Annotated in this window: 25 protein-coding genes and 1 pseudogene; 10 read left to right on the top strand and 16 right to left on the bottom strand. The window is 45.5% G+C overall.

Translation table 11 applies throughout. The features are described from left to right. Positions 1-188: 188 nt before the first annotated feature. From V7O64_RS07135 to V7O64_RS07120, 4 genes are all read left to right on the top strand, one after another. Positions 189-611 (top strand): metal-dependent transcriptional regulator, encoded by a 423-nt coding sequence (locus V7O64_RS07135; protein WP_407354742.1) that lies wholly within the window; start codon positions 189-191, stop codon positions 609-611. A 130-nt stretch (positions 612-741) separates the two neighbouring features. Continuing rightward, on the top strand, positions 742-1,737 hold the full coding sequence (locus tag V7O64_RS07130) for a metal ABC transporter solute-binding protein, Zn/Mn family (RefSeq protein WP_407354741.1): 996 nt from the start codon (positions 742-744) through the stop codon (positions 1,735-1,737). Position 1,738: 1 nt separating this feature from the next. After that, on the top strand, positions 1,739-2,488 hold the full coding sequence (locus V7O64_RS07125; RefSeq protein WP_407357287.1) for a metal ABC transporter ATP-binding protein: 750 nt from the start codon (positions 1,739-1,741) through the stop codon (positions 2,486-2,488). A 10-nt stretch (positions 2,489-2,498) separates the two neighbouring features. Next, positions 2,499-3,314: a metal ABC transporter permease gene (locus V7O64_RS07120; RefSeq protein WP_407354740.1), complete on the top strand. Its 816-nt coding sequence runs from the start codon at positions 2,499-2,501 to the stop codon at positions 3,312-3,314. Here V7O64_RS07120 and V7O64_RS07115 read toward each other — a convergent pair whose 3' ends face one another. Together V7O64_RS07115 and V7O64_RS07110 are read right to left on the bottom strand one after the other, a co-directional pair. Beyond that, positions 3,315-4,022: a TfuA-related McrA-glycine thioamidation protein gene (locus tag V7O64_RS07115; RefSeq protein WP_407354739.1), complete on the bottom strand. Its 708-nt coding sequence runs from the start codon at positions 4,020-4,022 to the stop codon at positions 3,315-3,317. After that, the gene (locus V7O64_RS07110; protein ID WP_407354738.1) at positions 3,998-5,275 is read right to left on the bottom strand and encodes a YcaO-related McrA-glycine thioamidation protein; all 1,278 of its coding nucleotides are present in this window, start codon (positions 5,273-5,275) and stop codon (positions 3,998-4,000) included. Before V7O64_RS07110 ends, V7O64_RS07115 begins: the two co-directional genes overlap by 25 nt. A gap of 110 nt (positions 5,276-5,385) precedes the next feature. Here V7O64_RS07110 and V7O64_RS07105 point away from each other — a divergent pair, with 110 nt between their 5' ends. The 4 genes from V7O64_RS07105 (at position 5,386) to V7O64_RS07090 (ending at position 8,748) form a co-directional block, all read left to right on the top strand. Beyond that, on the top strand, positions 5,386-5,904 hold the full coding sequence (locus V7O64_RS07105; RefSeq protein ID WP_407354737.1) for a cytochrome P460 family protein: 519 nt from the start codon (positions 5,386-5,388) through the stop codon (positions 5,902-5,904). A 195-nt stretch (positions 5,905-6,099) separates the two neighbouring features. Beyond that, positions 6,100-6,243 carry a hypothetical protein gene (locus V7O64_RS07100; RefSeq protein ID WP_407354736.1) on the top strand — a complete coding sequence of 48 codons (144 nt, stop codon included), beginning with the start codon at positions 6,100-6,102 and terminating at the stop codon, positions 6,241-6,243. Positions 6,244-6,283: 40 nt separating this feature from the next. After that, entirely contained in the window at positions 6,284-7,465 is a 1,182-nt protein-coding gene (locus V7O64_RS07095; protein ID WP_407354735.1) for a cysteine desulfurase, read from the top strand. Between the two features lie 170 nt (positions 7,466-7,635). Next, entirely contained in the window at positions 7,636-8,748 is a 1,113-nt protein-coding gene (locus V7O64_RS07090) for an ORC1-type DNA replication protein (protein WP_407354734.1), read from the top strand. Between the two features lie 19 nt (positions 8,749-8,767). Here V7O64_RS07090 and V7O64_RS07085 read toward each other — a convergent pair whose 3' ends face one another. The 11 genes and pseudogenes from V7O64_RS07085 to V7O64_RS07035 form a co-directional block, all read right to left on the bottom strand. Continuing rightward, complete coding sequence (locus V7O64_RS07085) at positions 8,768-9,493, bottom strand: M48 family metallopeptidase (protein WP_407354733.1); 726 nt, start codon at positions 9,491-9,493, stop codon at positions 8,768-8,770. Next, positions 9,490-12,690 (bottom strand): type I restriction endonuclease subunit R, encoded by a 3,201-nt coding sequence (locus tag V7O64_RS07080; protein WP_407354732.1) that lies wholly within the window; start codon positions 12,688-12,690, stop codon positions 9,490-9,492. The genes V7O64_RS07085 and V7O64_RS07080 overlap by 4 nt, the downstream gene beginning before the upstream one ends. A gap of 11 nt (positions 12,691-12,701) precedes the next feature. After that, positions 12,702-13,235, bottom strand: a complete 534-nt coding sequence (locus tag V7O64_RS07075; protein WP_407354731.1) for a hypothetical protein — start codon at positions 13,233-13,235, stop codon at positions 12,702-12,704. Between the two features lie 2 nt (positions 13,236-13,237). Next, positions 13,238-14,473, bottom strand: coding sequence for a restriction endonuclease subunit S (locus tag V7O64_RS07070; protein WP_407354730.1), 1,236 nt, complete (start codon positions 14,471-14,473; stop codon positions 13,238-13,240). Then, positions 14,470-14,670, bottom strand: a complete 201-nt coding sequence (locus tag V7O64_RS07065) for a hypothetical protein (RefSeq protein WP_407354729.1) — start codon at positions 14,668-14,670, stop codon at positions 14,470-14,472. Before V7O64_RS07065 ends, V7O64_RS07070 begins: the two co-directional genes overlap by 4 nt. A 43-nt stretch (positions 14,671-14,713) precedes the next feature. After that, positions 14,714-15,271 (bottom strand): Fic family protein, encoded by a 558-nt coding sequence (locus V7O64_RS07060; RefSeq protein ID WP_407354728.1) that lies wholly within the window; start codon positions 15,269-15,271, stop codon positions 14,714-14,716. After that, positions 15,261-16,301 (bottom strand): virulence RhuM family protein, encoded by a 1,041-nt coding sequence (locus V7O64_RS07055; RefSeq protein ID WP_407354727.1) that lies wholly within the window; start codon positions 16,299-16,301, stop codon positions 15,261-15,263. The genes V7O64_RS07060 and V7O64_RS07055 overlap by 11 nt, the downstream gene beginning before the upstream one ends. Then, positions 16,298-17,863, bottom strand: a pseudogene (locus tag V7O64_RS07050) (type I restriction-modification system subunit M). Before V7O64_RS07050 ends, V7O64_RS07055 begins: the two are co-directional and overlap by 4 nt. Continuing rightward, positions 17,850-18,449 carry a restriction endonuclease subunit S gene (locus V7O64_RS07045; protein ID WP_407354726.1) on the bottom strand — a complete coding sequence of 200 codons (600 nt, stop codon included), beginning with the start codon at positions 18,447-18,449 and terminating at the stop codon, positions 17,850-17,852. Before V7O64_RS07045 ends, V7O64_RS07050 begins: the two are co-directional and overlap by 14 nt. A 283-nt stretch (positions 18,450-18,732) precedes the next feature. Further along, positions 18,733-20,382 carry a thermosome subunit alpha gene (gene thsA / locus V7O64_RS07040; protein WP_407354725.1) on the bottom strand — a complete coding sequence of 550 codons (1,650 nt, stop codon included), beginning with the start codon at positions 20,380-20,382 and terminating at the stop codon, positions 18,733-18,735. Between the two features lie 198 nt (positions 20,383-20,580). Continuing rightward, positions 20,581-20,754, bottom strand: a complete 174-nt coding sequence (locus V7O64_RS07035) for a DUF5350 domain-containing protein (protein ID WP_407354724.1) — start codon at positions 20,752-20,754, stop codon at positions 20,581-20,583. 182 nt (positions 20,755-20,936) lie between these two features. Between V7O64_RS07035 and V7O64_RS07030 the strand changes: the two genes are divergently transcribed. Next, positions 20,937-21,638, top strand: coding sequence for a YkgJ family cysteine cluster protein (locus V7O64_RS07030; RefSeq protein ID WP_407354723.1), 702 nt, complete (start codon positions 20,937-20,939; stop codon positions 21,636-21,638). Positions 21,639-21,736: 98 nt separating this feature from the next. After that, positions 21,737-22,894 carry an MFS transporter gene (locus V7O64_RS07025; RefSeq protein ID WP_407354722.1) on the top strand — a complete coding sequence of 386 codons (1,158 nt, stop codon included), beginning with the start codon at positions 21,737-21,739 and terminating at the stop codon, positions 22,892-22,894. A gap of 10 nt (positions 22,895-22,904) precedes the next feature. Here the strand turns inward: V7O64_RS07025 and V7O64_RS07020 are convergent, their stop codons facing one another. Genes V7O64_RS07020 through V7O64_RS07010 form a run of 3 tightly spaced genes read right to left on the bottom strand, consistent with a single transcriptional unit; the run spans position 22,905 to position 25,601 of the window. Next, positions 22,905-24,011 carry a TIGR04013 family B12-binding domain/radical SAM domain-containing protein gene (locus V7O64_RS07020; RefSeq protein ID WP_407354721.1) on the bottom strand — a complete coding sequence of 369 codons (1,107 nt, stop codon included), beginning with the start codon at positions 24,009-24,011 and terminating at the stop codon, positions 22,905-22,907. A gap of 14 nt (positions 24,012-24,025) precedes the next feature. After that, a complete protein-coding gene (locus V7O64_RS07015; RefSeq protein WP_407354720.1) occupies positions 24,026-24,427 on the bottom strand; it encodes a DUF126 domain-containing protein in 402 nt (133 codons plus the stop codon). After that, positions 24,417-25,601 (bottom strand): aconitase X, encoded by a 1,185-nt coding sequence (locus V7O64_RS07010; RefSeq protein ID WP_407357286.1) that lies wholly within the window; start codon positions 25,599-25,601, stop codon positions 24,417-24,419. The genes V7O64_RS07015 and V7O64_RS07010 overlap by 11 nt, the downstream gene beginning before the upstream one ends. Positions 25,602-25,626: the final 25 nt, after the last annotated feature.

The following is a 25,626-nucleotide window of genomic DNA, read 5'->3' as shown; positions in this document are numbered from 1 at the left end:
TAAAGCATGCTTATATATCCTATATATTTTTCCTGTCAGGAATTCACTTATGCTTTATATTTTGCATCACTGTTTCTATTTAAACTAAGAAGCTTGAAACCTCGATGTTTGGTACCACTCCAAATATTATATGTGAATTTGCGTATACTTCAAAAAACATATATACTTCTTCTTTATTACCTGTTAGCATGCAGGAAATCACAGGATTGGAGCTATCTCCAAAAAAAGTCGAATATCTGAAGTTCCTTTTAAAAAAAGGGGATCTTGTAAAGACTACAGATATATCCACGGAACTGAATGTTGACCCTTCTACGTCTACTAAGACCATAAATGACCTTTCAGGCTCCGGATATGTGGACCATGTCCCTTACAGGGGCGTGCGCCTTACTGAAAAAGGAAGGGCTTATGCTGAGTTTTTCGTAAACAGGCATAACATCCTGAGTCTGATGCTTAGTCATTATGGTCTCTCTGGGGAGGATGCATGCTCTGAGGTGTCAAGGTTTGAGGCATTTGTCTCAAAACATGCCATCGATACGATATGTGGGGCTATGGGCCATCCGACTGTGAGCGTGTGCGGGAAGATAAAACATATCTCGTGTGTTTCCCGCTGATGCCATTCTGTTATATGATCCTGTTTGGCTTTGTTTTACTTTTATTGGTGTCAACCCAAACATATTGGTTAAACTACAATATTTGCTGAGGATTATGAAAAATTAGCTGCAAAAATAATGGAGTAATGATATGAAGAAAACTTTACTGGCTTTAATGATGCTTCTTTTGATATGCATCATTCTGACTGCAGGTTGCGCAGACGAACAGAATATCTCCGGAACTGATCCTGATGGTATGGTGGTTGCTGTAAGTATACTTCCACAGGCCGAATTTGTGGAAAAGATAGCAGGGGATAATGTGGAAGTGATCGTCATGGTCCCGCCCGGGGCAAGTCCTCATTCCTATGAACCCACCCCGAGTCAGCTCACAAGCCTTAGCAACGCACAAATGTATGCTATGGTAGGTTCGGGAATAACAGTCGAAGATGCTCTGATGGGTAAGATAGCAGACCTGAACCCGGATATGATGATTGTGGACTGCTCTGCCGGTATCAAATTAATGGGGATGGAGCCCCATTCACATGAGGATGAAGATGAGCACGGGCATGAAGCAGTTGATGACCATGAGCACGAGCATGAGGCAGTTGATGACCATGACCACGAGCATGAGGCAGTTGATGACCATGACCACGACCATACGGGGCTTGATCCTCATATCTGGACATCGCCTGACAATGTGAAAGTGATGGTGGAGAACATCTACAAAGGACTTGTAGCGCTTGATCCTGAGAATGAAGCGACATATCTTGAGAACAAGAATGCATATCTTGCCGAACTTGATGCTCTTGATGCAGAGATAAGGACCACACTTTCAGGTAAGGAAGGCAGCAGTTTTATGGTCTATCATCCTGCATGGGGCTATTTCGCAAATCATTACGGACTGATACAGGTCCCCGTTGAGATCGAAGGCAAAGAACCAAGTGTCAGCGACATGAAGAATGTTATAGATCTGGCAAAAGAAAAAGGTATAAAGGTAGTCTTTGTTCAAACCGGTTTCAGTACTGTCAGTGCATCTGCCATTGCAAGTGAGATCGGGGGCGAGGTAGTGGAGATCGACCCTCTGGCAAAGGATTATATAGGTAACCTTGCAAAAGTAGCAGAAGCATTTGAAAAAGGACTGGCTTGAAATGGAAAACGTGATCGATCTTAAGGATGTATGGGTAAGCTATGATGGTGTCAGGGTTCTGGAGTCCGTAAGCCTTACGGTTAAGGACAAGGATTTCCTGGCAATCATAGGGCCTAACGGAGGGGGCAAGAGCACTCTTTTGAAAGTCATCCTTGGATTGATCAAGCCTGACAGGGGTTCTGTGAAACTCCTGGGTGGCAAACCCCAAAATATGAGGAGCTATGTGGGGTATGTTCCTCAGTACCACTCCTCTAATCTGGATTTCCCGATTACCGTGTGGGATGTTGTGCTAATGGGCCGGCTGGCTCACAAAAGACCTCTTCAGAGATATAATGAAGAAGACCGCAGGGCTGCACATGAAGCACTCGAAACTGTTGGAATGCTTGATTTTAAGAACAGGCAGATCGGCGAGCTGTCCGGTGGTCAGAAACAGAGGGTTTTCATTGCCAGGTCTCTTGTTACTAAACCGAAATTGCTTATACTGGATGAACCTTCCACAGGTATAGATTCAAAGATGCAGAAAGAGTTCTATGAACTCCTCAACCGGCTCAAATCCGAGATCGCAATCATAATGGTGACCCATGACATCAGTGCGATTTCGGTCTATGTCGATAAGATCGGTTGTCTTAACCGTAAGTTCCACTATCATGACTCTAAAGAATTGAGTCCCCATGACCTGGAAGTGTCTTATCAGTGTCCGGTAGAACTGATTGCCCATGGCGTACCGCACAGGGTCCTTAAAGAGCACTGAGGTGGACCATATGTTTGAAATACTTCAGTATGACTTTATGCGAAATGCTATTCTGGCTGCTATTCTGGCAAGTGTGGCGTGCGGTATCATCGGTGTCTATGTGGTTGTAAAAAGAATCGTTTTCATAAGTGGTGGTATCTCTCACGCATCTTTTGGAGGCATTGGTATAGGATACTACCTCGGGGTCAACCCTTTATACGGGCTGATCCCTTTCAGCGTCTTTTCTGCCATTGTCATGGGTCTTGTAAGCAAAAGATCAAAGATAGCTGAAGATACGGCCATAGGCATATTGTGGTCCCTGGGAATGGCAATTGGTATCATTCTTATCTACTGGACGCCCGGGTATGCCCCTGACCTGATGACCTATCTCTTTGGTAATATCCTGACCGTTCCCATGTCAGATATCTACCTGATGGTGGTACTGGATATCGTTATCATCTTTATCGTCTATGCATTCTATAAACAATTCATGGCACTTTGTTTTGATGAGGAGTTCACCACTGTTGCAGGATTATCGGTAGAGCGTCTCTACTTGCTTTTACTTTGTCTGATTGCGCTTACTATTGTTCTGCTGATCAAGGTTGTCGGCATCATCCTTATAATCGCACTTCTCACCATGCCTGCATCCCTCAGCAGGCACTATACAAATAACCTTGGGAAGATGATGTATCTTGCAACGATCTTCGGTATTTTTTTCAGCATAAGCGGCTTAGCATTGTCCTATCTGTTCGATGCGCCATCCGGTGCAACAATAATCCTTGTCATGTCAACTGTATACATTCTGCATTTTGTCTATGACGGTCTGAAGCCAAAAATAGCGGGTTGATCATCCTCTGCTTATCATTTTTATTTTTTCCAGGACCATGAGCGCATCTTCTCTTTTTACATCACATTCATGATCGATACAGAACTCCAGAAGAGCTTCTGAGCTTTCCTGGGAAATGATACCTCCTCTGTAAGCTTCCTTTGTGATTCCCATATAACTTCTTTCAGTATAGTGTGTGTTCTTGGCGATCTCAATTAAATGCTTGCATTCAGTATAACTGATAAGATCTGAGTCTAAAGCTGCTTTCAGGGTTTCTCTGATATTGACCATGGGGCTGGATACAGGCTTAAAGGTATCAGGATTTGTTGTAACTGCCACCTCATCATCATCTTCTATAATACCGTCCCTGTACCACTCATATACTTTACCCACTCCTATCATTCCGTGGACATCCAGTTCAGAAGCCCTCAAAGCTCCCATACTGCAGCCGCCAACTACAGTAGCTCCCTCCTGCATTGCCCTTATTATTTCCCTGTGAGCCACCGCCGCCTGGCTGTAAAATATCCCGTCGATGATCCCTATCAGTCTGTACCCCTGCCTAATGGCATTGTCAAGGTCTCCTCTGGATACTGGTGGCCGGTATGTTGCCTCAAGCAGTTTTGAAGCATCCTCATGGCTTATGCTTGTGCCTGCGAATATAAGGATTTTGTCACATGCAGAGGCACAGTATTCATAATCTTCCTTCATTTTCTGCGTCCGGTCCGCCATGGTCTTTCCTGTGCTGCCATCTTTTTTCTTTTTCCTGATTTTGCCCTTGTACCGATACGTTCCCTGTCAAGAGTGTACATTTCAAAGGCTGGTATGACCACCCTTACTACCGGTACGGGCACACTTTCTCTTGAGAGGTCTGCAACAGCAGCAGAGGCAGCTATATTTTTCAACTGTTCCAGTACTGTATCGATGCTTTCTGCAGGTGAGTTCCCTGACAGGTCCTTAAGGCTCTGCATACTTATACGTTCTCCTTCCTCGTACCAGTATTTGTTTATGCGTTTGATCCTGTCATAACCTATTTCCCTGACAAACTTCTCACGCTCTGTATCCTCACGGGCCCCGTGTATCTGTACAACCCGGGACTGTGCTGCTTCGGTCAGTGCCCTCCTTACTGCAATTTCAGGTTTAAGATGTGCTCCGGCTCCCATCACAAGAAGTGCGGCATCCCTTAGACGCATGTCATCGGTTACTGCCACCACTGTTGTGATACCTGTGTCATGGGGCAATGCCCACAACCTGACATCGACCTCATTGTCTGTGAACCTGCGCAGAATCCTGTAGTTCTCTCCGTCATCTTCTGTGAGCATTATCTCCTTGCCTGGGTTACGGTTGAACTCTGCAATGCTCAGTGCGTCCCTTTCTATCACTTCCAGCAAACCATGGAAGATAGCTTCCTCAATGGTGTTTCCGGCAGCAAGCCCGTTAGTATTGCTTCTGAACAGTTTCAATGTCCTGCCAGGTGCATCATAAGGATGGTAGACCGCATTTGCAGGGATCATGATCTCTTCTTTTCTGCAGAGATCCCACCCGCTTATCCATTCGATCAATGCGTGAGGACTGTAACTTTCAGCTAAAAGAAGGGATTCCGGGTCAACGGTACTACAATTTTTCTTTATTTCCTCATAGCTTTCGATAACATGCAGTGTCCTTATATCCTCATTTATGTCTTTGTTAGCTCCTTTTCTTTCTGCCAGGCATCGTTCAAAACCTTCCATCATTGCAGATATCCTTGCCTGGTTCTCATTGTTACCTTTTCCCGAATATACGGAAATTGCACCATCTGCTGCGCTGGGCCGGATAGTGGAGAATACGGGTATGCCCACTCTGTCAAGATCAGTGATATTCGCTATTCTGGTAACTCCGATTTTTTTAAGGTTATCTTTTGTTCTGGCAAGGGTGCTCTTTTCATCAAGGACCCTTTGAGTCCCTTCAAGGAACAAGAGTGTCCGGTCAATATCTATTTCTGGCATTATTAGCGAAAGTCTCCTGCATATTTTATATCTCTTGCGACAAGGAATGCGCTAAACTTGTCTAAGCAATCGTTATATAGTGTGGAGTATGTCTAATATTGGGGTAGTATATGAAAACTGCATTTATGATCTTTATCCTGATATGCATAATTGGTATATCAGGCTGTGCCGATCAGGAAAACGACAGTGTGTCCGCAGGTCCTGAAGATGGAATTGACCCGCAGGTGCCAACACCAGACGCCGAGTCTATTTTCTCGGGATTTACCGTGAGTGATAATTACAAGGACTGGAGCATATGGCCCGGCCAGGGTCCCATGATGGAAGGGAACGGTGTTCATGGGGATTATATCACTATATATGTTTCCGAGGATGCATTGCCTCTGGCAGAACAAGGAGGGATGGCAATGCCTTATGGAGCAATGGTGGTTAAAGAGGGATTCAATTCCGACAGGGAACTTACAGGGCTCTATCTTATGTATAAGGTCGAGGATTTTGATCCGGATCATAACGATTGGTTCTGGGCTTCCTATTCTCCTGAAGGGAATGTGCGAGCTGAGGGAAAAGTAGGCGGCTGCATTAACTGCCACGAAGGTAAGAAAGATATTGACTATATCTTTGCCAATGTATGATGGGCTTTTATTATTGCATGCTCATTTCTATTTTTTGCTGACGCAAACACAGGCGCCATTTATTTATATAATGCATGACAACTTACATGTTTAGCCAGCATTAGTATAATAAATATTCTTATTATGTATATATAATTATAATCTGCACGGCTTTTAAAAGAACATCTATACTAAATGAGAGACAGGAGGTAAAATATGAGAGACTCGAAGAATAGCAGGAACAGAGCCGATGTCTACAAAGGCTGCCATGAGGTCATTTGTGGAGTGTCGGCAGATAAACTCAACGCCGAGGAAATGGAACTTTATCGTTTCATGGTAGGCGGTGTGCAGGCAAAATAGCCTGCAAAACTATTTTTACATTCTCTGCATAGTGGCTCTTATGTATGATGTTCTGACTGTCAGGGAAGATTTTCCTTTATTAAATAATGTGATCTATCTGGATAATGCAGCCACGACGCAAACGCCTGTACAGGCAGTGTCTGCAATGCTTGACTATTTCTATAAATACGCAGCAAACCATGGAAGAGGAGCTCACAGGCTTGCAAGGGAAACCACTGACCATTATGAAGATGCCAGGGAGGCAGTGGCTTCTTTTTTTAACATGGATGCCGGGAAGACCATTTTTACTAAGAATGCAACAGAAGGTATCAATGTAGTGTCAAGGGGCTTCCCCTGGAAGCGCGGTGATCACGTTATCGTTACGCTTGTTGAGCACCACTCCAACCTGCTCCCGTGGATGCGTTTAAAGGAATCGGGTGTTGAACTTACCGTTATCATACCTGACAAAGACGGACTTATCGATCCGGAAGATATACTTTCTTCCATCAATGATAGAACACAACTCATAGCAGTAAATCATGTTTCCAATGTATTTGGCTCCATACAGGACATCGGGAAAATTATCAGTATAGCTCGCCAGGAAGGTGTGAAAGTATTGATCGATTGTTCCCAGTCAGCCGGCAATATGCCAATAGATATAAAAGCCTTTGATCCTGACTTTTTTGTATGTCCCGGGCACAAAGGCTTGCTTGGGCCACAGGGGACAGGTTTGCTCTACATAAAAGAACCGGATTCTATTGAGCCTTTGTTGCTTGGTGGGGGGATGGTAAGCTCTGTAACTCCTGACAGTTTCAGGGTGGAGCCCTCTCCTGCAAAATTTGAAGCTGGCACGCCCAATATTCCTGGTGTGATCGGTCTTGGACGCGCGGTGGAATATGTGAGGGACATCGGTATTCATGCAATTGAAAAACATGAACTTTACCTGGCCAGGGAAACTTCCCGGCGTCTTCTGGAGATGGACGGCATTGAAGTCTATGGTCCGCACAACCGTGCCGGTGTCGTGTCGTTTAATGTAGTGGGGATGAATGCGCATGATGTAGCCATGATACTTGACCAGACCCGCAATATATGCGTCAGAAGTGGTTATCATTGTGCAATGCCCAGTGTTGATCATCTTGGTGTCAAAGGAACTGTGAGGGCTTCTTTTGCCCTGTATAATACTGAAGAAGAAGTAGAGACTCTTATCAGGACAGTTTCGGATATAGTTTCATTGGCTTTGTAAGGGTGCGGGATATGTGCTCGCAGCAAAAGCAAAAAGTTATTATGCGCAAATAATTATATTAGTCTTACAAAGCTGCCAGTTTAGAGATCACCAGTTTGTAATACATATCCATATATCGTAATAAAAACTGGCACAAATTTAAAAGCAAAATCTGCAAAAGGGGAATTTAAGTGGAAAAGGACATGCTTCTGTGGGATGAAACTCTTTTCAGTAACGGGGAGGTACTTGAATTCGATTACCTCCCGGAATATTTTGCACACAGGGACTCCCAGATGCAGTCCTTGCGCTTCAGCCTTAAACCTGCCATGAGGGGTATGCGTCCTGTCAACTGCCTTGTGAAAGGTCCGCCGGGGACTGGAAAGACCACTGCTGTTATGAAGATCTTCAATGAAGTGAAAGAGTACACTGACAATGTGGTCTTTGTTAAGGTGAACTGTCAGATGGAGTCCACAAGGTTTGCAGTTGTCTCAAGGATATATGAGCAGCTGGTTCACATAAATCCCCCTACATCCGGTGTGGCATTCAGGAGACTTTTTGAGAAAGTGATAAAATACCTGCTTGAGTCGAACAAGACACTTGTGGTGGCTCTGGATGATATCAACTACCTTTTCCCGGAAGGGCATGCAGATGAGGTCATGTATTCCCTCTTAAGGGCTCATGAGCAGTACCCCGGAGCGCGTATCTCTGTGATTGCCATCATCAGTGACGTGGGCATTCCATACAGCTTCGATCCACGGGTAGGCTCGGTTTTTTTGCCGGAAGAAATTGCCTTTCCAAGATACGAGATGAATGAGATCTCAGATATTATTGCCAATCGTGTGAAACATGCCTTTTTCCATGATGTTGTGCCTGAAGAGGCATTGGACAGGGTTGTTTCTTACGTGGACAGGACTGGTGATCTGAGGATCGGTATCGATCTTCTGAAACGTTCTGGTCTGAATGCTGAGAGGCGGGCAAGCAGAAAAATCTCTGTTGAGGATGTCGACAAGGCTTATGAAGCTTCCAGACTACTGCACCTGTGCCGCAATATCAGATCACTTTCCGATCATGAGAAAACATTGCTTGGCCTGATAGCAAAGGATAGCAGTCTCCAGACAGGTGAACTCTACAAGACATTCCATGAGATTACAGGGCTTGGCTATACCCGTTTCTATGAATTAATTGAGAAAATGCACGTTTCAAGGCTGATAGATGCGGATTTTTCCGGGAAGGGCATGCGTGGGAGAACCCGCTACGTAGAACCTGTTTATGATCGCAAGGATATACTCAAGTGTCTTGAGTGATCATTCGCCGGGATTCTTCTTAAACCATACTGAGTTCGAGTTTATGCTTTATTTTTTCCCACCCCGGGATCAAGGAGTCAAGCATTCTGTAATATTCGGGGCTATGATCATGATATTTTAAATGGCAGAGCTCATGGATAACAACATAATCAATGCATTCTTTAGGGGCTTTGACCAGTTCCGTATTCAGTATCATTGTACCTTTTTCAGACAGGCTGCCCCATCTTTTTTTCATGCATTTTACAGAAATTGAAGGTTTACCGAATCCCAGAGAACTAAACTTTGGCCAGCATCTATCAAAACTTTCGGAAAATTGAATATTTGCCTTCTCTATATACCATTTTTTCATAAGTTTTTTTACTACTTCAGGCCCAGGCTCATCCTGGCAGCTGACATGAAACACTCCTCCAGACAGTTTGACGCTGTTTTTCTGTCCACTGGTAACTTTTAAGCGATATTGTTTTCCAAGATACAGATGTGTCTCTCCACTAATGTAAAGTCTTTCAGGTGTTTTTGGAGTGAATTGTCGGAAATAATCAACCTGTTTTAAGATCCACCGTGCTCTTTTATGCATCTTCTTTTCAATTAGTGAAACATCAGAATCAACAGGTGCTTTAACGATTATTGTAGTGTCCGGATGAACTGCAATTTCCAGTGTTTTTCTTCTGGCATATAAGAGCTGGTATTCAATTGTTTTCTGACCATAGATAAATGACCTTTTTTCATATTTTTTTTCCCCCGTCATCTGTAACTCCTGTGTTTTGCAACCGTCAGGACCTTTTCAATGATCCTGTCCATTTGCTCGCTTGACAGGTCGATATTCTTTGCATTTTTCAGTTCATCGTACAGATAGTCGTCAATTTCGTTCGCTGTCTGATTTTGGGCATCCTCATCATCCCAGAAATTGACCTTTCTGTGTTTTTCAACAATTGAATGAACGGCTACGGCAGTATCGGCGACAATTTCTTCAAGCTCATTGCCGTCCAGTCCATGGTTTTTAATAAATGGTCCGATGACCCCGTAGTAAGCCATGGCATCTTCATTATCAGTAAGCTGGGCCGGTACTTCATCATGTACTTTCCCGGCAACCTTGTTCCTGATATCCGTGACCCTGTTCAGATATTCCAGGTCTGAGAGTCTCTTTGCCCTGAAATCTTCGATTGCCTGCTGAATGAGCTTTGAGAACTTTTCATAGAATGCAGGGTCAGTATCCATTTTCTCAATGATCACTTTTCTGGTGGCATGCGCTATGGTATCGGCTCTGGATGCAGCGGTATTTTTTGTTTCGTATATCCCGTGTTCTTCTTTTACCTGATCGAACATTTTATCATCGAAGATATTAACCGGCTCGTTGAGCCGAATCACTTCATCCGCCTGTATGTGTGTGTCCAGAAGTTTCCTGATCTTTGGCTCATAATCCCTGTAATCGATTGCCTCTGCATATCGCAGTTTAACAGAGTTTTTAAGAGACTGGAACTTTCTGAGGTCGGCTTTGTACCTGGATAGTGTTTTTTCATCGGTTTCTGACAGGAAGCGGTCGGAAGACAGGGCAATTGCGAGGTTTCTGGAATACTCAAAAAGACGGGCGTAGAATTCCTCCCTGAGCTGCTCGTCTGCCAGTAGAATTTCGTATTCTTCCTCGTCATAGGTATGTTTTACTGTTTTGAAGAGGTCCCAGAGATCAGAGTATCTGCCGGGCAGTTTTTCGATTTCCCTGTTTATCGAACCGAGTGTGCCTGCAAGGTCTGGCTCGTCGAAGCCTTCAAATGCGCTGTACATGGTCAGGGCTTTGTCCAGCTCTCCCAGAATGCTTGCGTAATCTACGATGAATCCGAATTCTTTGCCTTCGTGAATACGGTTAACCCTTGCAATGGCCTGAAGCAGGGTGTGCTCCCGCAAAACCCTGCACAGGTACAATACGGTGTTCTTCGGCGCGTCAAATCCTGTCAGGAGTTTGCTGACCACTATCAGTATTTCCGGATCGCTGCCGTGTTTGAACTGGTTGATGAGTTGTTTTGTGTATTCTTCCTCGCTGCCATAACGTCTCATCATCCTTTGCCAGAATTTGACAACCTCGTCGGTTGCTTCGTCATCGGTCTCATCATAGCTTTCACGCATATCCGGCGGGGAAATGACGACTTCAGATGAAACCGTGCCAATTTCGTTCAGGTAATTGTGGTATTTCAGGGCGGCAGGTTTACTTGGAGCTACGATCTGGGCCTTGAATCCGGTTCCCTGCCAGTTTTCACGATAGTGCTCACTGATGTCAAATGCTCTCATGTAGATGACCTGATCGGCTTTGTTCAGCATTTCGGCTCTGGCATATTTGCGTTTGAGGTCGGCTTTCTGCTGGTCGGTAAGTCCCTGGGTATGCCGCTCGAACCAGAGATCGACTGCTGCCTGGTTCTGGGTCATTTCCACATGCCTTCCTTCATAAAGGAGTGGTACAACTGCCCCATCCTCGACGGCCTGTGTTATGGAGTAATGGGGTTCAAGCAGTCCGCCGAATTTGGTGAAGCTGTTCTTTTCCTTTTTCATCAGGGGGGTTCCTGTGAATCCCAGGTAGCAGGCGTTGGGGAACATCTGCCTCATGCGGGCGGAGAATGATCCGAACTGGGTGCGGTGACTTTCATCTACCAGCACGAAGATGTCGGGCGAGTCGTCCTGATATTTCCCGGCGGCATAGGCTTTGTCAAATTTGTGGATCAGGGTGGTTATGATGCATGACTGTTTTTCAGTGATAAGTTCCAGAAGGTTGCGCCCGGAGGTGGCACGTTCGACTTCAAGACCGCAGGCTGCAAATGTGTTGCCAAGCTGCTTATCCAGATCGTCCCTGTCTGTTACCAGCACTATCCTGGGATTTACTATTTCGGGGTCAAGGGCAAGGGTTCTTGCCAGCATGACCATTGTCAGTGATTTGCCTGATCCCTGTGTGTGCCAGATGATTCCTCCTTTGCGTGATCCGTCTTCGTTGAATTGTTTTATGCGCCTGAGAGTTGATCTTGTTACTAAATATTGCTGATACCTGGCGATTTTCTTGATGCCTGCATCAAAGACGGTGGATTTCCATGCCAGCTCCAGCAACCTTTCAGGACGGCATAGTGAATATATCGACCTGTCCTGTTCGGTGACCAGGCGTTCATTTTCAAGTATTCCGGGGTCTGCACCGAGGGTGGATACAATTTTTGAAATTATGTCTTTTTCCAGCGGCCTGTTGACCAGTTCCTGTAGTTCTTCAAACTCCGGGGTCCCGGATTGCGTCTGTTTTTCTTTCCAGATGCTCCAGAACTTTGTGGGACTTCCGACTGTTGCGTACATAGCACTGTTCTTGTTTATGGCAAGTAGCAATTGTGTGTATGTGAAGAGTCTGGGAATGTGTTCATCGTTCTGGTTCCTGATGGACTGTGATACTGCCTGCCCGATATCCACCTGTGGAGCCTTGCACTCAATTACACAAAAGGGAATGCCGTTGACAAACAGCACGATGTCCGGTCGGACAGTTTCGGTGCTTCTGGAACGCTGGACACTATACTCAACGGTTACATGGAAACTGTTCTTCTCAGGGCTTCGCCAGTCGATGTAGTTCAGGTTGAAGCTCCTGGAGTTGCCTTCAACGGTCTGCTCCATTGCAGTCCCAAGGGTCAGGAGATCATATGCCGCTTCATTGGTCTTCAGCAGTCCGTCATACCTGATGTTCTTCAGCTTCTCCATGGCCGACTGGATGTTCTCCTCGCTGAACAGGTACACATTTGCCCTGTACTGGATACGGTTAATCTTCTTAAGCTGGCTGCGCAGAATGTTCTCAAGGAGTACATTGGACGTGCGACCCTGCCTTTCCTTCAGCGCCTCGCCCGGACTCAGATATTCATAACCCAGATTTATGAGAAGCTGTACTGCCGGGATCTGTGAAAGGGTCTTTTCACTTGTCTCGAATGTGTCCATGTTTTTCCTCCTTATTCTTCTGCGTTGTTGTCTCCGAAATATTCTGACCAGAGGTATGACAGCTCGTCGCCATATCCCCAGCCAACATTCTTTGCCTTTAACATGACCTCATGCAGGCTTTCCTTCAGAAGTGCAATGTCGTGTCCCTGTTTTTCCGCAGCAATGACCCATTTTGCAGCATCCTCATAGAAATCTTCCATTGTGTGATAGTATTTCTGGTCGATGTCTCCAAGTTCATCAGTAATCCTGTGCCCCTGCACCATCGTATGCACATAAACGTCAGCCCTGATCATCGGATCACCGGTTGCCTTTTCAAGATACCGGAGAATGCGCCCCGCCTCTTTAAGATCCCAGTCTTTCGTTCCCCGCATATTGTAGCTCAGGGCGCGGGATATTTTCCTCTTATACTTATCAACTTCAATATCTTCGGCGTCTGCAAGCGCCGACCTGACAAAGAGCTTATTGTCAACAGACAGCTCCATCATGCCCTTCACCAGGGCGATCAGCTCCGCCTTTTCCAGGGAATTCAGCCTTCTCCTTGCCATGGTCACGCCTCGCAATATTGGCTGATTATCTCTTCCTTCACCCGCCACTCGCCCGTAAGCATTTTCTGCATGAGGCCACGTTTCTGGGTTTTGTATTTCTCGGCAAGCTGTTTGAGCAGTCCAATTTCATGTTGGGCAGCGGATAAGGTTTCTGTGATTTGTTTTTGTTCATGGGGAGGTGGCAGAAGCACTTTGATTTTTGAGAAATCACTCCATCGAAGACTGCCCCGCCGATCAACAGATGAACTTGTGCTGACCTGAAAGATATGCCTATATATGTCTGTCTTAAGAAGCTTGAACAAATAAGGTGAATACACCTTATCTTTTGTGGCTTCAAACACCACATAGATTGGACTGACAATGCCTATTTCACAGTGTTCAAGAAGACCTATCGATCCTTCTTCAACATGATTTGAAGGGTAGCCAAATTGACCCTTTTTAATAACTTTGTAGTTCGATGTGTCACTGCTGAAAACTTGTTTTCCAAAGTAATCTAGTGAGTTGACAAATCCATCATATTTAGAGCATGACAATACCGGCTTTTCGGATTCTCCGTTTCTTAAAGAAACTTCCTTCGCGACTTTACCAATTTTGACTAGTTCCCAGTCAGAAGGATATCTAAAAAAGTGCCCGTCAACCAATTCGTTTTGTTTGTTTTCCAGTCTTTTGTGCCCGAAAAGTAACCATCTCGACATTTGCCTTAATCGCTTCTCCCTCGCCTGAATCAGCCTTTCAGTCTTCTCGATGGCCTCATCCCAAGTGGAGAGCAGGTCGGCAATGGCTTTTTGCTCGGGGAGTGGGGGAACTACAACTACTTGATTTGTAATGTCTGATTTCTGAACATGTAGTAATGTAGACTTAAATCCGTGAGCTTTCCTCTCAATTGTGTCTGTTACTTTTATAAGTGCATAGTAGAGCCATCTTCGATCACCATCAATTTTAGGCTCTAATTTGTAAATATGCTGATTGAGCACACCTTTAGGACCCTTCCAAATGTGGGGTCCGAAAGAAACTCCTCTTGTTCCTGCCCATGCAAATAGCAGTTGCCCAGGATTCACCAGCCACTTTTCCTCGATTTGCCCATTATAGTAGTTATACTCACTACTCCCATTCATATTCTGAATTCGAATTATCGGCAGGCCTTCTTTTGACCAATCGGATGCTTTAAAACCAGTACCATTGGTAAAAACAAAAAGATTATCTATAGTCTTTTTCCTCCACTTCTCAGGAACTTTCATAATAGCCTCTCCTGAATTTTGTGGGTGACTTTGACTTGCACTTTTTCCAGTTCCTCCTCTGGGTGAAATTCTTTCTGTCTGAGGTAATTATTTGTATCTGGTCCTGTCCTGACCAATTTCGTGCCGTCACGAAAATGGTTTGTAATATCATTACCGGCGTTTTCACATGCCATAGCAGCTTTAGATAAGTTACTCATCCTTCCACCTCCAATTTTCCGAAGAATCGTTATCCATCCCTGTTCATTCGTATTTCACTCCTTTCAAAAGATTCTTTCCGGCATTGGTCAGTCGATATTTCTGCTTACTGCTTTTGGGTTTATCGGGGACGGTCATCTCAATTACACCTGTGGCGATTCCAATCTGCTGGTAATTTTCCCTGAAGTGTTTTTCGTCTTTCAGGCCAAGAGCGGTCATGATATCAATTCGTGACATTTCTTCGGTGATTATCTGAATCATCCTTAAAACTTCGGGGGTGATTTCTTTATTCAGCGGAAGAATCCACTCAAAACCATATTGCTGATGCCAGCAAAATGGTTCTATCAAACTCTTTGCTTGCTGTGCCTTATCTGACTGAACTATTAGGAATTTCCATATAGTTCCATTATCATTAACTTCATACTGTTTGGGGGCTATTCTGGCGGACTCGCTTCTCTGGGCGATTGTCGCCGGAAAATGCGACCAGTTTAATTGTCGTGCCAGTGGAACGATGATCTGATTCTGACTCATGATTCCAATTCCGGATTTTGTGATTTTGTTTGAGGAAATTTTATTACATCTTCCGTACCTGTTATTCCTCATTCTGTGGATTCTTTGGCAAATCCTTGATCATTCTGTCAAAATCAGATTCAAACATCCGATCCTGCACAATGCGGTATTTCTGGAACTCGCTTTCAGCATATTCTTTAGCGGCACCGGCAGTAATTTTTCCACAGTCTTGAAGAACATCCCGATCATCAAACTCAAGGAACTTATCCAGACGTTTAGCCCAATCTTCCATTGTCATTGGTATTCTTCTTCGTGCCCTTTCCTCCGCCAGATCCAGATAGGCGTTAACGATACGTCCTAATGATTCCAGTTCACCTTTTGCAAGATAATTTTTGGCAACAGAAACATCGCTCTTTAATATCTTACCATCCGGTGCATTTTCCCAGGTACTAAGCCCCATGTTCGTTTTAGTACTGTCTGCTCTCTCCGCAATAAGTTCGGCTGCTGTGTATCCATGTATGGCAAAATGCAACTTGTTCTGTACTCTTGCAAAAAATGCCTTAGTTGTAGGTGCATTCTTATTGTAGTCCACACTGGTGGCGTAAATATCTGTAATTTTCTGGTAAAACCTGCGCTCACTGAGTCTGATCTCTCGAATTTCCTCAAGAAGATGCTCAAAATAATCCTCGTTAAGGAAGGGACCATTTTCCATACGCTTTTTATCCAGCACATAGCCCTTGATGGCAAAGTCGTGCAAAACTCTCGTAGCCCATTGACGAAACTGTGTTGCACGTATCGAATTAACCCTGTATCCTACAGAAATTATAGCGTCAAGATTGTAAAAATCGACCGATCTTTTGACTTCTCTTGAACCTTCAGTTTGAACTATCTGGAATTTCCGGATGGTTTCATTTTTATTAATCTCAGACTGTTTGTAGCAATTTATCAAATGCTCACTTATTGTTTTGATACTCACTTCAAACAAAGTTGCCATCATTTTCTGGGATAGCCAGATAGTCTCATCTTCGTATCTCACTTCAATGCTCTGTTCGCCAGCCTGCCCTGTAAAGATGAGAAATTCCGCAGTGCTGTTGCGTATTAATTTTTTACTACTCTCGCTCATCGCTGAATCTCCTTCAGCTTCTCGGCCATCTTCACCCGGACCTCTGCCAGCTCCTTTTCCAGCTCATCGATCTCCTGCTGCACGGCATCGATGTCGATCTCCTCTTCCTCTTCGAACGTGTCCACATACCGGGGGATATTAAGGTTGAAATCATTCTCCTTTATCTCTCTAAAGTCAGCCACACGGGCATATTTTTCCACATCCTCTCTGGAGTTATATACTGCCATGATCTTTTCCAGTTGCTCGTCAGAAAGCGTGTTCTGGTTCTTCCCGGACCTGAATTCCCGGCTGGCATCGATGAAAAGGACATCCCTGCAGTCCTCCCTGGCTCCTTCTTTTTCCCGCGAGCGGTCAAATACCAGGATGGCTACGGGGATATTGGTGGTGGGGAACAGGTTTCCAGGCAGGCCGATAACCGCGTCAAGCAGGTTCTCCTCGATCATCTTCCGGCGGATCTGGCCTTCCCTGGCTCCCCTGAAAAGAACTCCGTGGGGTACAACCACAGCCACACGTCCGTCCTTTTCCAGTGCGACCTCAACCATGTGGCTGATGAATGCCCAGTCTCCCTTGCTTTTCGGAGGGACGCCACGCCAGAAACGGTTATACCGGTCGCTTTCAGCATTTTCGGCACCCCATTTGTCCAGCGAGAACGGAGGATTTGCAACAACACAATTGAACTTCATCAGACGGTCGTCCTCAACCAGAAGCGGGCTGTTCAGCGTATCTCACCACTCAATGCGGGCACTATCAAAACTGTGCAGGAACATATTCATCCGGCACAGTGCCCACGTACTGCCATTGGATTCCTGACCGAAAAGAGCAAAATCACGACTATCCGTCTGTCTGGCAGCCTGGATCAGAAGCCCTCCTGAGCCACATGCAGGGTCGCATATACGATCCCCTGGTTTTGGCCTGGCAAGCCTGGCAACAAGTTCTGTGACCTTCGGCGGGGTGAAGAACTCCCCGGCCTTCTTGCCGGAATCCGAAGCAAATCGCTCTATCAGGTATATGTAGGTATTCCCTATAAGATCCTCCAAAACCAGGCTTGGCTTCATATTCAGTTGTGGCTTGTGGAAATCCTCCAGAAGCTGCTTCAGACGTCTGTTCCTGTCCTTAGTTTTTCCAAGGTTGGCTTCGCTGTTAAAGTCAATATTTCGGAAAACCCCTTCAAGCTTGTTCTTGTTCGACTCTTCAATATGGTCGAGCACGATATTGATAAGTTCGCCAATGTTGGCGGCAGCCCTGCGGTCATAAAGGCTGTAGTAGGTGGCAGGGAACTCATCCAATACGTTTTCTTCGCCTGTTTTCTCATCGGTTTTGGCTAATCTGACAACCGGAAGGACAAAACGCTCACGTTCCAGCTTGCGTCTTATGCGCTCATCATCATCTCCGTATTGCTTCTGGTATGATTCGTAATGGTCCTGCCACACATCGGATATGTATTTCAGGAACAGCATAACAAGAATGTAGTCCTTGTATTGTGCCGGATCAACAATTCCCCTGAACGTATCGCACGCCGCCCAGGCGGCATTGTTGATATCTTTCTGGTCAACTTTCTTCATCATTTTTATCCTCTTTTGCAAGCTGCACTAACAGTGTTGAAATGTATCTTTCTCGCTTTTCAGCCAGTGCGCTCAATATCATCTGCTCCCTGGCAGATAATGCTGCCAGCTCGACTATGCTTTTTTGCATTTTCAAAGAAGGCAGGTGTACAGGCATCTGTTCCAGTTGTGTACTCCTTATCATGTTAACTGATGTTCCTGCCTGCACGGAGGTCAGATAGCGCTGTGCATCTGCCTGGCTGATGTACCAGTTCAGGTATTCGGGTAAAACATTTTCAGGATTTTTAATTCTAATTCTTAGAAGAGGTGCAGCAATTATAGCTTTTCCAGGATTTTGCAGGATAATTGCAGAAGTATTTGCCTGGCCCCTTGATCTGAACACAAGATCTCCTATTCTGGCAAAATGTTGCTCTTTTAGGGTATGCATGTCGATTTCTATTAATCTGCTGCAATCCACTCTGTTGTCATCAAGCAGGTCTTTCATCTGGATGACTGCAACATTCCCGTTTTCAGATGCCTCAAGCCTGGATCTGAATGAGTATCCTGTCTGTACTGTTGCTATATCTTTGATTATTGCCGTATGCACATATTACAGTAACGTTGTTTCTGTATATTAACATATTGTTAAGTGATTTCTAAACTTACAGCTATTAATTATCTCTATATTCTGCTGTTTATTGTACTTCAGTGGCAGACAAATGATCACAAGTTCATTTAAGCCACACAGATGAAAAATTAATATTTACAATAAATGTACTAAAAAAGTGGTAAAAACCGATTGAATTTAGTAAAAAAAATCAGTTTTGCGCAGAATTCTGATGAACCTGCGCAAACGAGTTTAGATCTATATTTCTTGTTTTAGAGGATATTTACATATCCATGCCGCCCATCATTCCTGGGGGCATACCGCCTGGTACCATATCTTCTGCAGAAGGTCCGGCTGGTCCCTGCTTGGATGCGATGATGTCATCGATCCTGAGGATCATGACTGCGGACTCAGCAGCTGCGTTGATTGCCTGGGTCTTTACCCTGAGTGGCTCTACTACGCCTGCTTCCCACATGTCGATAACCTTTCCTTCGTAGACGTTAAGACCTGCTGTCTTCATGCCTTTCTCGTGGTGTGCACGCAGTTCCATGAGCATGTCTATGGGGTCAAGACCTGCGTTCTCTGCCAGTGTCCTTGGGATTACTTCCAGGGCTTCTGCAAATGCTTTGACTGCAAGCTGTTCCCTTCCGCTGAGGGTTGCTGCGTATTCCTGGAGTCTCAGTGCAACCTCCACTTCAGGGGATCCGCCACCAGCTACGAGCTTCTCATCCTCGATAGCTACACCGACCACGCGGAGTGAGTCGTTAAGTGCTCTCTCGATGTTGTCTATGACGTGCTCAGTACCGCCACGGAGGAGGATGGAGACTGCCTTTGGATTCACACAACCTGTCACGAAGGTCATAGGATCGCCACCGATCTTCTTCTCTTCCACAATGTCTGCCTTACCAAGGTCTGCTTCTGCTATCTCATCGACGTTTGTGACAAGCTTTCCACCGGTTGCTCTTGCAAGTTTCTGCATGTCGCTCTTCTTGACACGCCTGATAGCAAATACTCCTGCCTTTGCAAGATAGTGCTGTGCCATGTCATCGATTCCCTTCTGGCAGAATACAACATTTGCACCACTGTTAACGACCTTTTCCACAAGGTCTTTGATCATCTTCTCTTCCTGGTCAAGGAATGACTGGAGCTGCTCGGGGGATGTAATGGATATCTCAGCATCAACTTCGGTGTCTTTAAGTTCGATTGCCGTGTTGAGCAGTGCGATCTTTGCATTCTGGACCTTCTTTGGCATGTTGGTGTGAACACGTTCCTTATCAATGATCATGCCTTTGATAAGTTCGGAATCCGCTATACGTGCACCGACCTTCTTCTCGATCTTGATGTTTTCCATGTCAACTCTGTTGTCTTCATCAACAATGCTTGTAATGGCATCAACCGAGATGTTTGCAAGGACTTCCTTTGTTGCCTCTGCACCCTTTCCTGTCATTGCGGTTCCGGAGATGTTGATCAGTATATCCCTGTTTTCCCGGGTGACTGATTTTGCCAGTGTTTTGATAATCTCTCCGGCTTTCTGGGAAGCCATCCTGTAACCGGATGCAATTATGGTTGGGTGTACATCCTGTTCTATAAGCTCTTCTGCCTTCTTGAGCAGTTCACCGGCGATTACCGCGGCAGTGGTTGTTCCGTCACCGACCTCGTCATCCTGGGTCTTGGATACTTCCACGATCATCTTTGCTGCAGGGTGCTCGATATCCATCTCTTTAAGGATGGTTGCACCATCGTTTGTGATGACCACATCTCCGAGACTGTCTACAAGCATCTTGTCCATTCCTTTCGGGCCAAGTGTTGTCCTGACAGCTTCAGCGACTGCCTTTGCAGCCATGATGTTGTTGCTCTGTGCGTCTCTGCCTCTGGTTCTCTGGCTTCCTTCTCTTAATATGAAAATTGGCTGTCCAGCCATCTGTCCTGCCATAATTGTCTATCCTCCTGTGTGTATGAAATTAGAATGACATTTGTTTTCAGGTCGTTTTTTAATGTTTGTAGTTCTATATAAGCGTATCGGATGTAACCCCGCCTGCATGAAGAAAAAGTAAGCTAAAGGCTTGAACCGATCGAAGATAAATGATAGAAGATAAATGAATGAAAAAAGTATTGGTGTAAAGTGGTTAACTCACTTTACGAGTGCTTTTGGTGACCTGCGAAGGAACCTTCTCTTCGCGCCGGTTGAAGTATAGCGCTGTGCAGGTCCCGGATGTGCCTTCAATTCCTTGGACTTCTGTACCTTGATAGTCCTTCCTTTGCGTCCTTTAATCTTTACCCATTCAATGCTGCCTGTTTTACCCATAATAGATCCTCTTGAATATTGATTAATTATAATTTGATCATAAATCTTAAGTTTAACCTGGATATATGGTTCCAGTCCTTGAGTTTACTTCTAGACGTAATGCTCATTATTAAACTTTGCGGGAAAACCGGACCAAAATTGCTTTTAAATACGAAAGAATATCAAATTCATTACAACAGGAGTTGATCGAGTTTATTCCGGTAATAGAAAAACAGCTTCAAACAGCAAACCAGGAACTTAAAGGTGTGCAGGATTATCCCATGGAAGACCTGGTCTGTATAATTAAAGATATTGGATTTGCATGTGATCTCTGTGCGCGGTGCTGCACACGGCAGTTCAATGACCATGTCTTCCTGCTCAACGCTGATGCGACCAGACTAATGGGATCTGACAGTCATTGTATGGAGCCTGCACCATATTATGAGCTTTGTGACCAGTATGGGCGCTTTTACGTATCCGGCTATGCGCTCAGGACTAAGGGTGATGGGTCCTGTATTTTCCTCCGGGATAAAAGATGCACCATATACGGGCAGCGTCCTATGATATGCAGGCTTTATCCCTTTATGTTGCACCGGGAACCGGATGAGGAGGGAAATATCGCCTGGCGTCAGATAGCCGGACTGGACCTCCATGGTTGTTACCATGAAGAAATAGATGATGAAGAGGCAGAAAAAATAGCCAGGCAGGTCAAATCCTACGAAGTGAGCTATCTAACGCAGGTTAAGGATTTCTTCAAAAAGGCAGAGACCCATTTCCAAAAGAATGGCCTGAAACATGTACAGGGTGTATATGACAGGGAAATGAGAAAGTTCAACAAAGGTGAACAGGTAACAGTATTCGTATACCTGAATGGGGAATTCACAGAACACAGGGTCTGTAAGTAAGGTCTGCAAACATGGATAGTTTCAAAATTCATTCCGGTTAATTTGTTCATCAACTTTAATTTTGAACAGGAAACATTTGAAATCGGGTGTCTGGTAAAATGAAAGGAAAAGCCGTTCTTCCCCTTATCTGCCTTGTGGCATTCTTTGCAATGTCAGCCGGAGCCCTGCTGGGCCCGGTGCTTCCTTTCATGGTGGAGCCTCTGAATACTTCAAGAGAGGCCGTAGGGCTGATCCTCGGGATGTATACTTTCTCAACAGCTCTCTCGATGATATTGGTGAGTTTCATCACCGATAAAGTGGGGCGCAAAAGCATACTCGTTCCCTGTCTCCTGATAAATGGAATGGCAGGTGTAGCCTGTTATTTCTCTACTGATATGAATACTCTGCTGGCTTTGAGGTTCATCCAGGGCATAGGTATTGCAGGAATGCTGCCAATAGCCATGACAATGATAGGGGAACTATATGCTGGTCTTGAAAGGGTCAATGCCATGGGAAAGATGAGCATGACCACTGGCATTGGTGCCGTATCTGCTCCGCTGATCGGTGGTTTTCTTGCCACTTACGGATGGAATGTCCCTTTCCTCTTCTATGGTCTTTCCATACCTCTTGCTATAATCGTATTATTCGCCCTGCCTGAAACCAATCCCCCCGAGAACAGGAACAAAGGGGGAAAATCGGTCATAACTGCTCTTGCCAGTTTCCGTGTCCTTTACACCATCATGTTGAGCTTTGCCATATTCTTCCTGCTGTACACCATGGTTATCTATGTTCCTTTTATCCTCAAGGACAATTTCGGTTTTACTGCGGCAGAGGCAGGTCTTGCCCTTGGTCTTGAAGGAATGGCAATGGCAACGATTGCATCCAGGGCAAGGTCATTCTCAGCAAGATATGGCAAAGCAAAACTTCTCATGGCAGGATTTGCCATAACAGGCATTGCACTTGGTGGCCTGATACTTGCGGATTCGCTCTGGCAGGTACTCGGACTGATATTCATATTCGGGGCAGGTTTTGGAATGGTGCAACCCCAGCTTAACACCCTGGCGACCCAGGTAGCTCCTCCTGGAATGATGGGGGGTATCGTATCAGTGTTCAATATAATGAAATACGCCGGACAGACCGCAGCCCCGCTTATACTTGCTGTGGTGCTGTTGTACAATGGTATGCAGATGGTCTTTGCAACTTCGTGTGCCTTTGCTTTTTTTGTGGCCTTATCGGCTTATATTTTCAAAAGGACCTATGATGATCTGGATCGATGATGCGGGCTTTTTACTCCCAGGATCCCGTAACCTTACCCTTCAATGCCATCCTGCCCATGATTTTCCTATATCGTTCACTGACAGGTGAGGGGATGATACCCTCATAGGGCGTCCCCGGCAGAGGTGTCAGATAATGTGAATGTACATGGCCGCCTTTTTTGCATATCCATCTGATAAGCTCCAGGCTCATATCCTGTTCCTCTTCTGTCTCATCAGGGAAACCCACCATAAAATCCACTACCGGTGTGATGCCGTGACTAAAAGTGAGTTCAAGGCTTTGCACAACATCATCGACCGTGTGCCCCCTGAGTATCTCTCTGAGGATACGGTCACTCCCGGACTGTGCACCGAGGCTCACTTTTGTATTGGTGCAGTATTTTGTGATAAGTTCAAGAGATTCATCAGTAACGAATTCCGGCCTGATCTCCGATGGGAACGTGCCAAAGAAGATGTTCCTGCTCCCTTGTTCATGGATGCTTGAAAGCAGTTTTTCAACCTTATCAGGTCTTGGGTGTATCCCGTCGCTGCCGTAGGCCAGTGCATTGGATGACGTAAATCTCAGATCTTTATAATATTTCACAAACCTCATGATGGAATCCAGACTTCTGTGCCTCATCCTATTCCCGAAGATGCGCGGTGTCTGGCAGTATTTGCACCTGAAAGGACAGCCCCGGCTTATCTCAAGAGGGGCCATCACCACATCCGGGTCAAAACAGGGATATTTGTCAAGATCAACAAACCCTCTTTTTTCTGTCATGACAGTTTTTCCGTTCCTGTTCCTATAGGCGATACCTTTCACACCGGAAACATCTTTTCCTGCAATGATGGTCCCTATAAGTTCAGGTAAGGTCTCTTCTCCCTCACCTATGACGGCATAGTCAAAATATTCAAGCGTCTCATCCGCAGCACCCGTGGGATGAGGGCCGCCTGCTATGAAAACAGTGTCTGTCTCTGCCTTCTTCACTTCCCTGAAAACCTGGTCAGCCTGCCGGGTAGCAAAGCTATATATCATTATTCCATCATGCGGTTCTTTGACCCTCAAAGCTCCGGGCACAAGGGGAGCCAGCGCTGCAAGGCTGTAAGTGTTCTTCCTGTTCCAGCGAAAGCAGACATCCATGGATCAGTCTCTATTCATTTCTTGATCATGACAAAGGCATCGGTACTGTTTACAACAACCCTGTCTCCATTCTTCAGCAATCCGAAGGGGTCCTTCTCAAGCCTGTCAACAAGCGGGATTCCTGATATTATCGCTCCCACAGCTACAATGGGCTCTGATTCCAGATTTATCATTGCAGCAGGAGCTACATTGTTCTTGAAAAGCTGGTAGATGACATAAGAACCTACTGTTGATCCTTTCCCATGTGGGAAAACAAGGATCTTCCCTCCTATGGACTGTCCGTAAAGCTCATGCTGAGGTTCCGCAACAATGCCGGTTTCAGGATCAACGTTGCCAAGGAATGATATTGGGTCATGGGTAAGAAGCACTTCTCCCTCTGCAACACCTCTGGATATTGTCCTGCAATTAATTCTCATCCAGAACACCTGCCTCTTTTATGCATTCTGTGATACTTGCATACCTGGCCGCTACCTTACACATGCTCGGAACATATGCAAGCGCCTTTCCCGAATTAACGGTCATGGAAGAATACCTGTTGGCCGCAGGTGATACCACCATACAGGTGTCACACACGATCTTTGCCCCGCTTTTCTCGATCTTCTGTACAAGATCCGGATGCCTCTGCGCAACTTCCCTTGCAGTACATACCCACATCTCCTTGATGAGCTTTTTTCCATCTACAAGCTCTGCGATCTCTTCCAGCTCTTTGGGTGAACAGTGAGGACAGCCTACCGTTATGATCTCTGTAGCAGCCATGTCCTTATTTGTCTCATAGACATCGTCTATCTGTTTTCTTTCAACTGTTATCACCTCTTCAGGTCTTGCAAATTTGTTCCTGACAGCTTCAGGTGTCACACCTTCAATGTGATAAAGGGCCACAGCACCCGAGGCAGCCATTGCAGCACCAAGGGATTTCATCTCATCTTTGGAAGGCATGTCCTTCATGTAGAATATGGGTACCCGGCTTCCGATATCCTTCCCTGCAAGGTATCCCAGGGCACCGTAATCCGCCCCTTCCAGATGGCAGTCTATTTCTACGGCAATGACAGGCTCTCTCATCTGGTCAAGATGATATCCGTAATTCGCGGTTTTTCCTACCAGTGCCGCAGCCAGTGCTGAGGGGCCGCCTTCACGATTAGTCCTGGCACCGATGACAGAGTTGGCATAAGACACGGCAGAGGACTCGCTCCAGGCGATATGGTCATCCATTCTGATGTCAAATCCCTCCAGATAGTATGGAGTGCATGTACATTTGGTCTGGATGCCAAGCCTGGCATAAGCTTCTATGATCTCCTGTTGCTTCTTCGCAAAAACAGGATCTATACCCATCTCCTCCCATCTTGCGATGTCCATGCCGGCAGGATTTAGCACAGAAGGTATCTTCACCTCTCCTTTAAGGTCGCTTATCCATTCCAGTCCCGCATCGCCTATGGTCTTGTAGGAAACACCGGCAATCTGTGCACTTTTCACGGGTATGAGCCTGTCAGCACCGTAGATATCACCAAGTGCAACAAGTATCTCTATTGCCTTCTGCAGGCTCCTGCCATATTCACCATCAAGTGTCTTTTCTTCTTCAGGTGTAAGGTACATCTTCATCCCGTCGCTCTTCTTAATC

The organism is Methanolobus sp. WCC5, from assembly GCF_045690325.1.
Classification (GTDB): domain Archaea; phylum Halobacteriota; class Methanosarcinia; order Methanosarcinales; family Methanosarcinaceae; genus Methanolobus.
This window is presented reverse-complemented; position numbering and strand designations above follow the sequence as displayed.

Bases quoted from the DNA above. Each gene is read 5' to 3' on its own strand.
- V7O64_RS07135 (WP_407354742.1), top strand. From the start codon at position 189: ATGCAGGAAATCACAGGATTGGAGCTATCTCCAAAAAAAGTCGAATAT.
- V7O64_RS07130 (WP_407354741.1), top strand. From the start codon at position 742: ATGAAGAAAACTTTACTGGCTTTAATGATGCTTCTTTTGATATGCATC.
- V7O64_RS07125 (WP_407357287.1), top strand. From the start codon at position 1,739: ATGGAAAACGTGATCGATCTTAAGGATGTATGGGTAAGCTATGATGGT.
- V7O64_RS07120 (WP_407354740.1), top strand. From the start codon at position 2,499: ATGTTTGAAATACTTCAGTATGACTTTATGCGAAATGCTATTCTGGCT.
- V7O64_RS07115 (WP_407354739.1), bottom strand. From the start codon at position 4,022: ATGGCGGACCGGACGCAGAAAATGAAGGAAGATTATGAATACTGTGCC.
- V7O64_RS07110 (WP_407354738.1), bottom strand. From the start codon at position 5,275: ATGCCAGAAATAGATATTGACCGGACACTCTTGTTCCTTGAAGGGACT.
- V7O64_RS07105 (WP_407354737.1), top strand. From the start codon at position 5,386: ATGAAAACTGCATTTATGATCTTTATCCTGATATGCATAATTGGTATA.
- V7O64_RS07100 (WP_407354736.1), top strand. From the start codon at position 6,100: ATGAGAGACTCGAAGAATAGCAGGAACAGAGCCGATGTCTACAAAGGC.
- V7O64_RS07095 (WP_407354735.1), top strand. From the start codon at position 6,284: ATGTATGATGTTCTGACTGTCAGGGAAGATTTTCCTTTATTAAATAAT.
- V7O64_RS07085 (WP_407354733.1), bottom strand. From the start codon at position 9,493: ATGACGGGGGAAAAAAAATATGAAAAAAGGTCATTTATCTATGGTCAG.
- V7O64_RS07080 (WP_407354732.1), bottom strand. From the start codon at position 12,690: ATGGACACATTCGAGACAAGTGAAAAGACCCTTTCACAGATCCCGGCA.
- V7O64_RS07075 (WP_407354731.1), bottom strand. From the start codon at position 13,235: ATGGCAAGGAGAAGGCTGAATTCCCTGGAAAAGGCGGAGCTGATCGCC.
- V7O64_RS07070 (WP_407354730.1), bottom strand. From the start codon at position 14,473: ATGAAAGTTCCTGAGAAGTGGAGGAAAAAGACTATAGATAATCTTTTT.
- V7O64_RS07065 (WP_407354729.1), bottom strand. From the start codon at position 14,670: ATGAGTAACTTATCTAAAGCTGCTATGGCATGTGAAAACGCCGGTAAT.
- V7O64_RS07060 (WP_407354728.1), bottom strand. From the start codon at position 15,271: ATGAGGAATAACAGGTACGGAAGATGTAATAAAATTTCCTCAAACAAA.
- V7O64_RS07055 (WP_407354727.1), bottom strand. From the start codon at position 16,301: ATGAGCGAGAGTAGTAAAAAATTAATACGCAACAGCACTGCGGAATTT.
- thsA (WP_407354725.1), bottom strand. From the start codon at position 20,382: ATGGCAGGACAGATGGCTGGACAGCCAATTTTCATATTAAGAGAAGGA.
- V7O64_RS07035 (WP_407354724.1), bottom strand. From the start codon at position 20,754: ATGGGTAAAACAGGCAGCATTGAATGGGTAAAGATTAAAGGACGCAAA.
- V7O64_RS07025 (WP_407354722.1), top strand. From the start codon at position 21,737: ATGAAAGGAAAAGCCGTTCTTCCCCTTATCTGCCTTGTGGCATTCTTT.
- V7O64_RS07020 (WP_407354721.1), bottom strand. From the start codon at position 24,011: ATGGATGTCTGCTTTCGCTGGAACAGGAAGAACACTTACAGCCTTGCA.
- V7O64_RS07015 (WP_407354720.1), bottom strand. From the start codon at position 24,427: ATGAGAATTAATTGCAGGACAATATCCAGAGGTGTTGCAGAGGGAGAA.
- V7O64_RS07010 (WP_407357286.1), bottom strand. From the start codon at position 25,601: ATGTACCTTACACCTGAAGAAGAAAAGACACTTGATGGTGAATATGGC.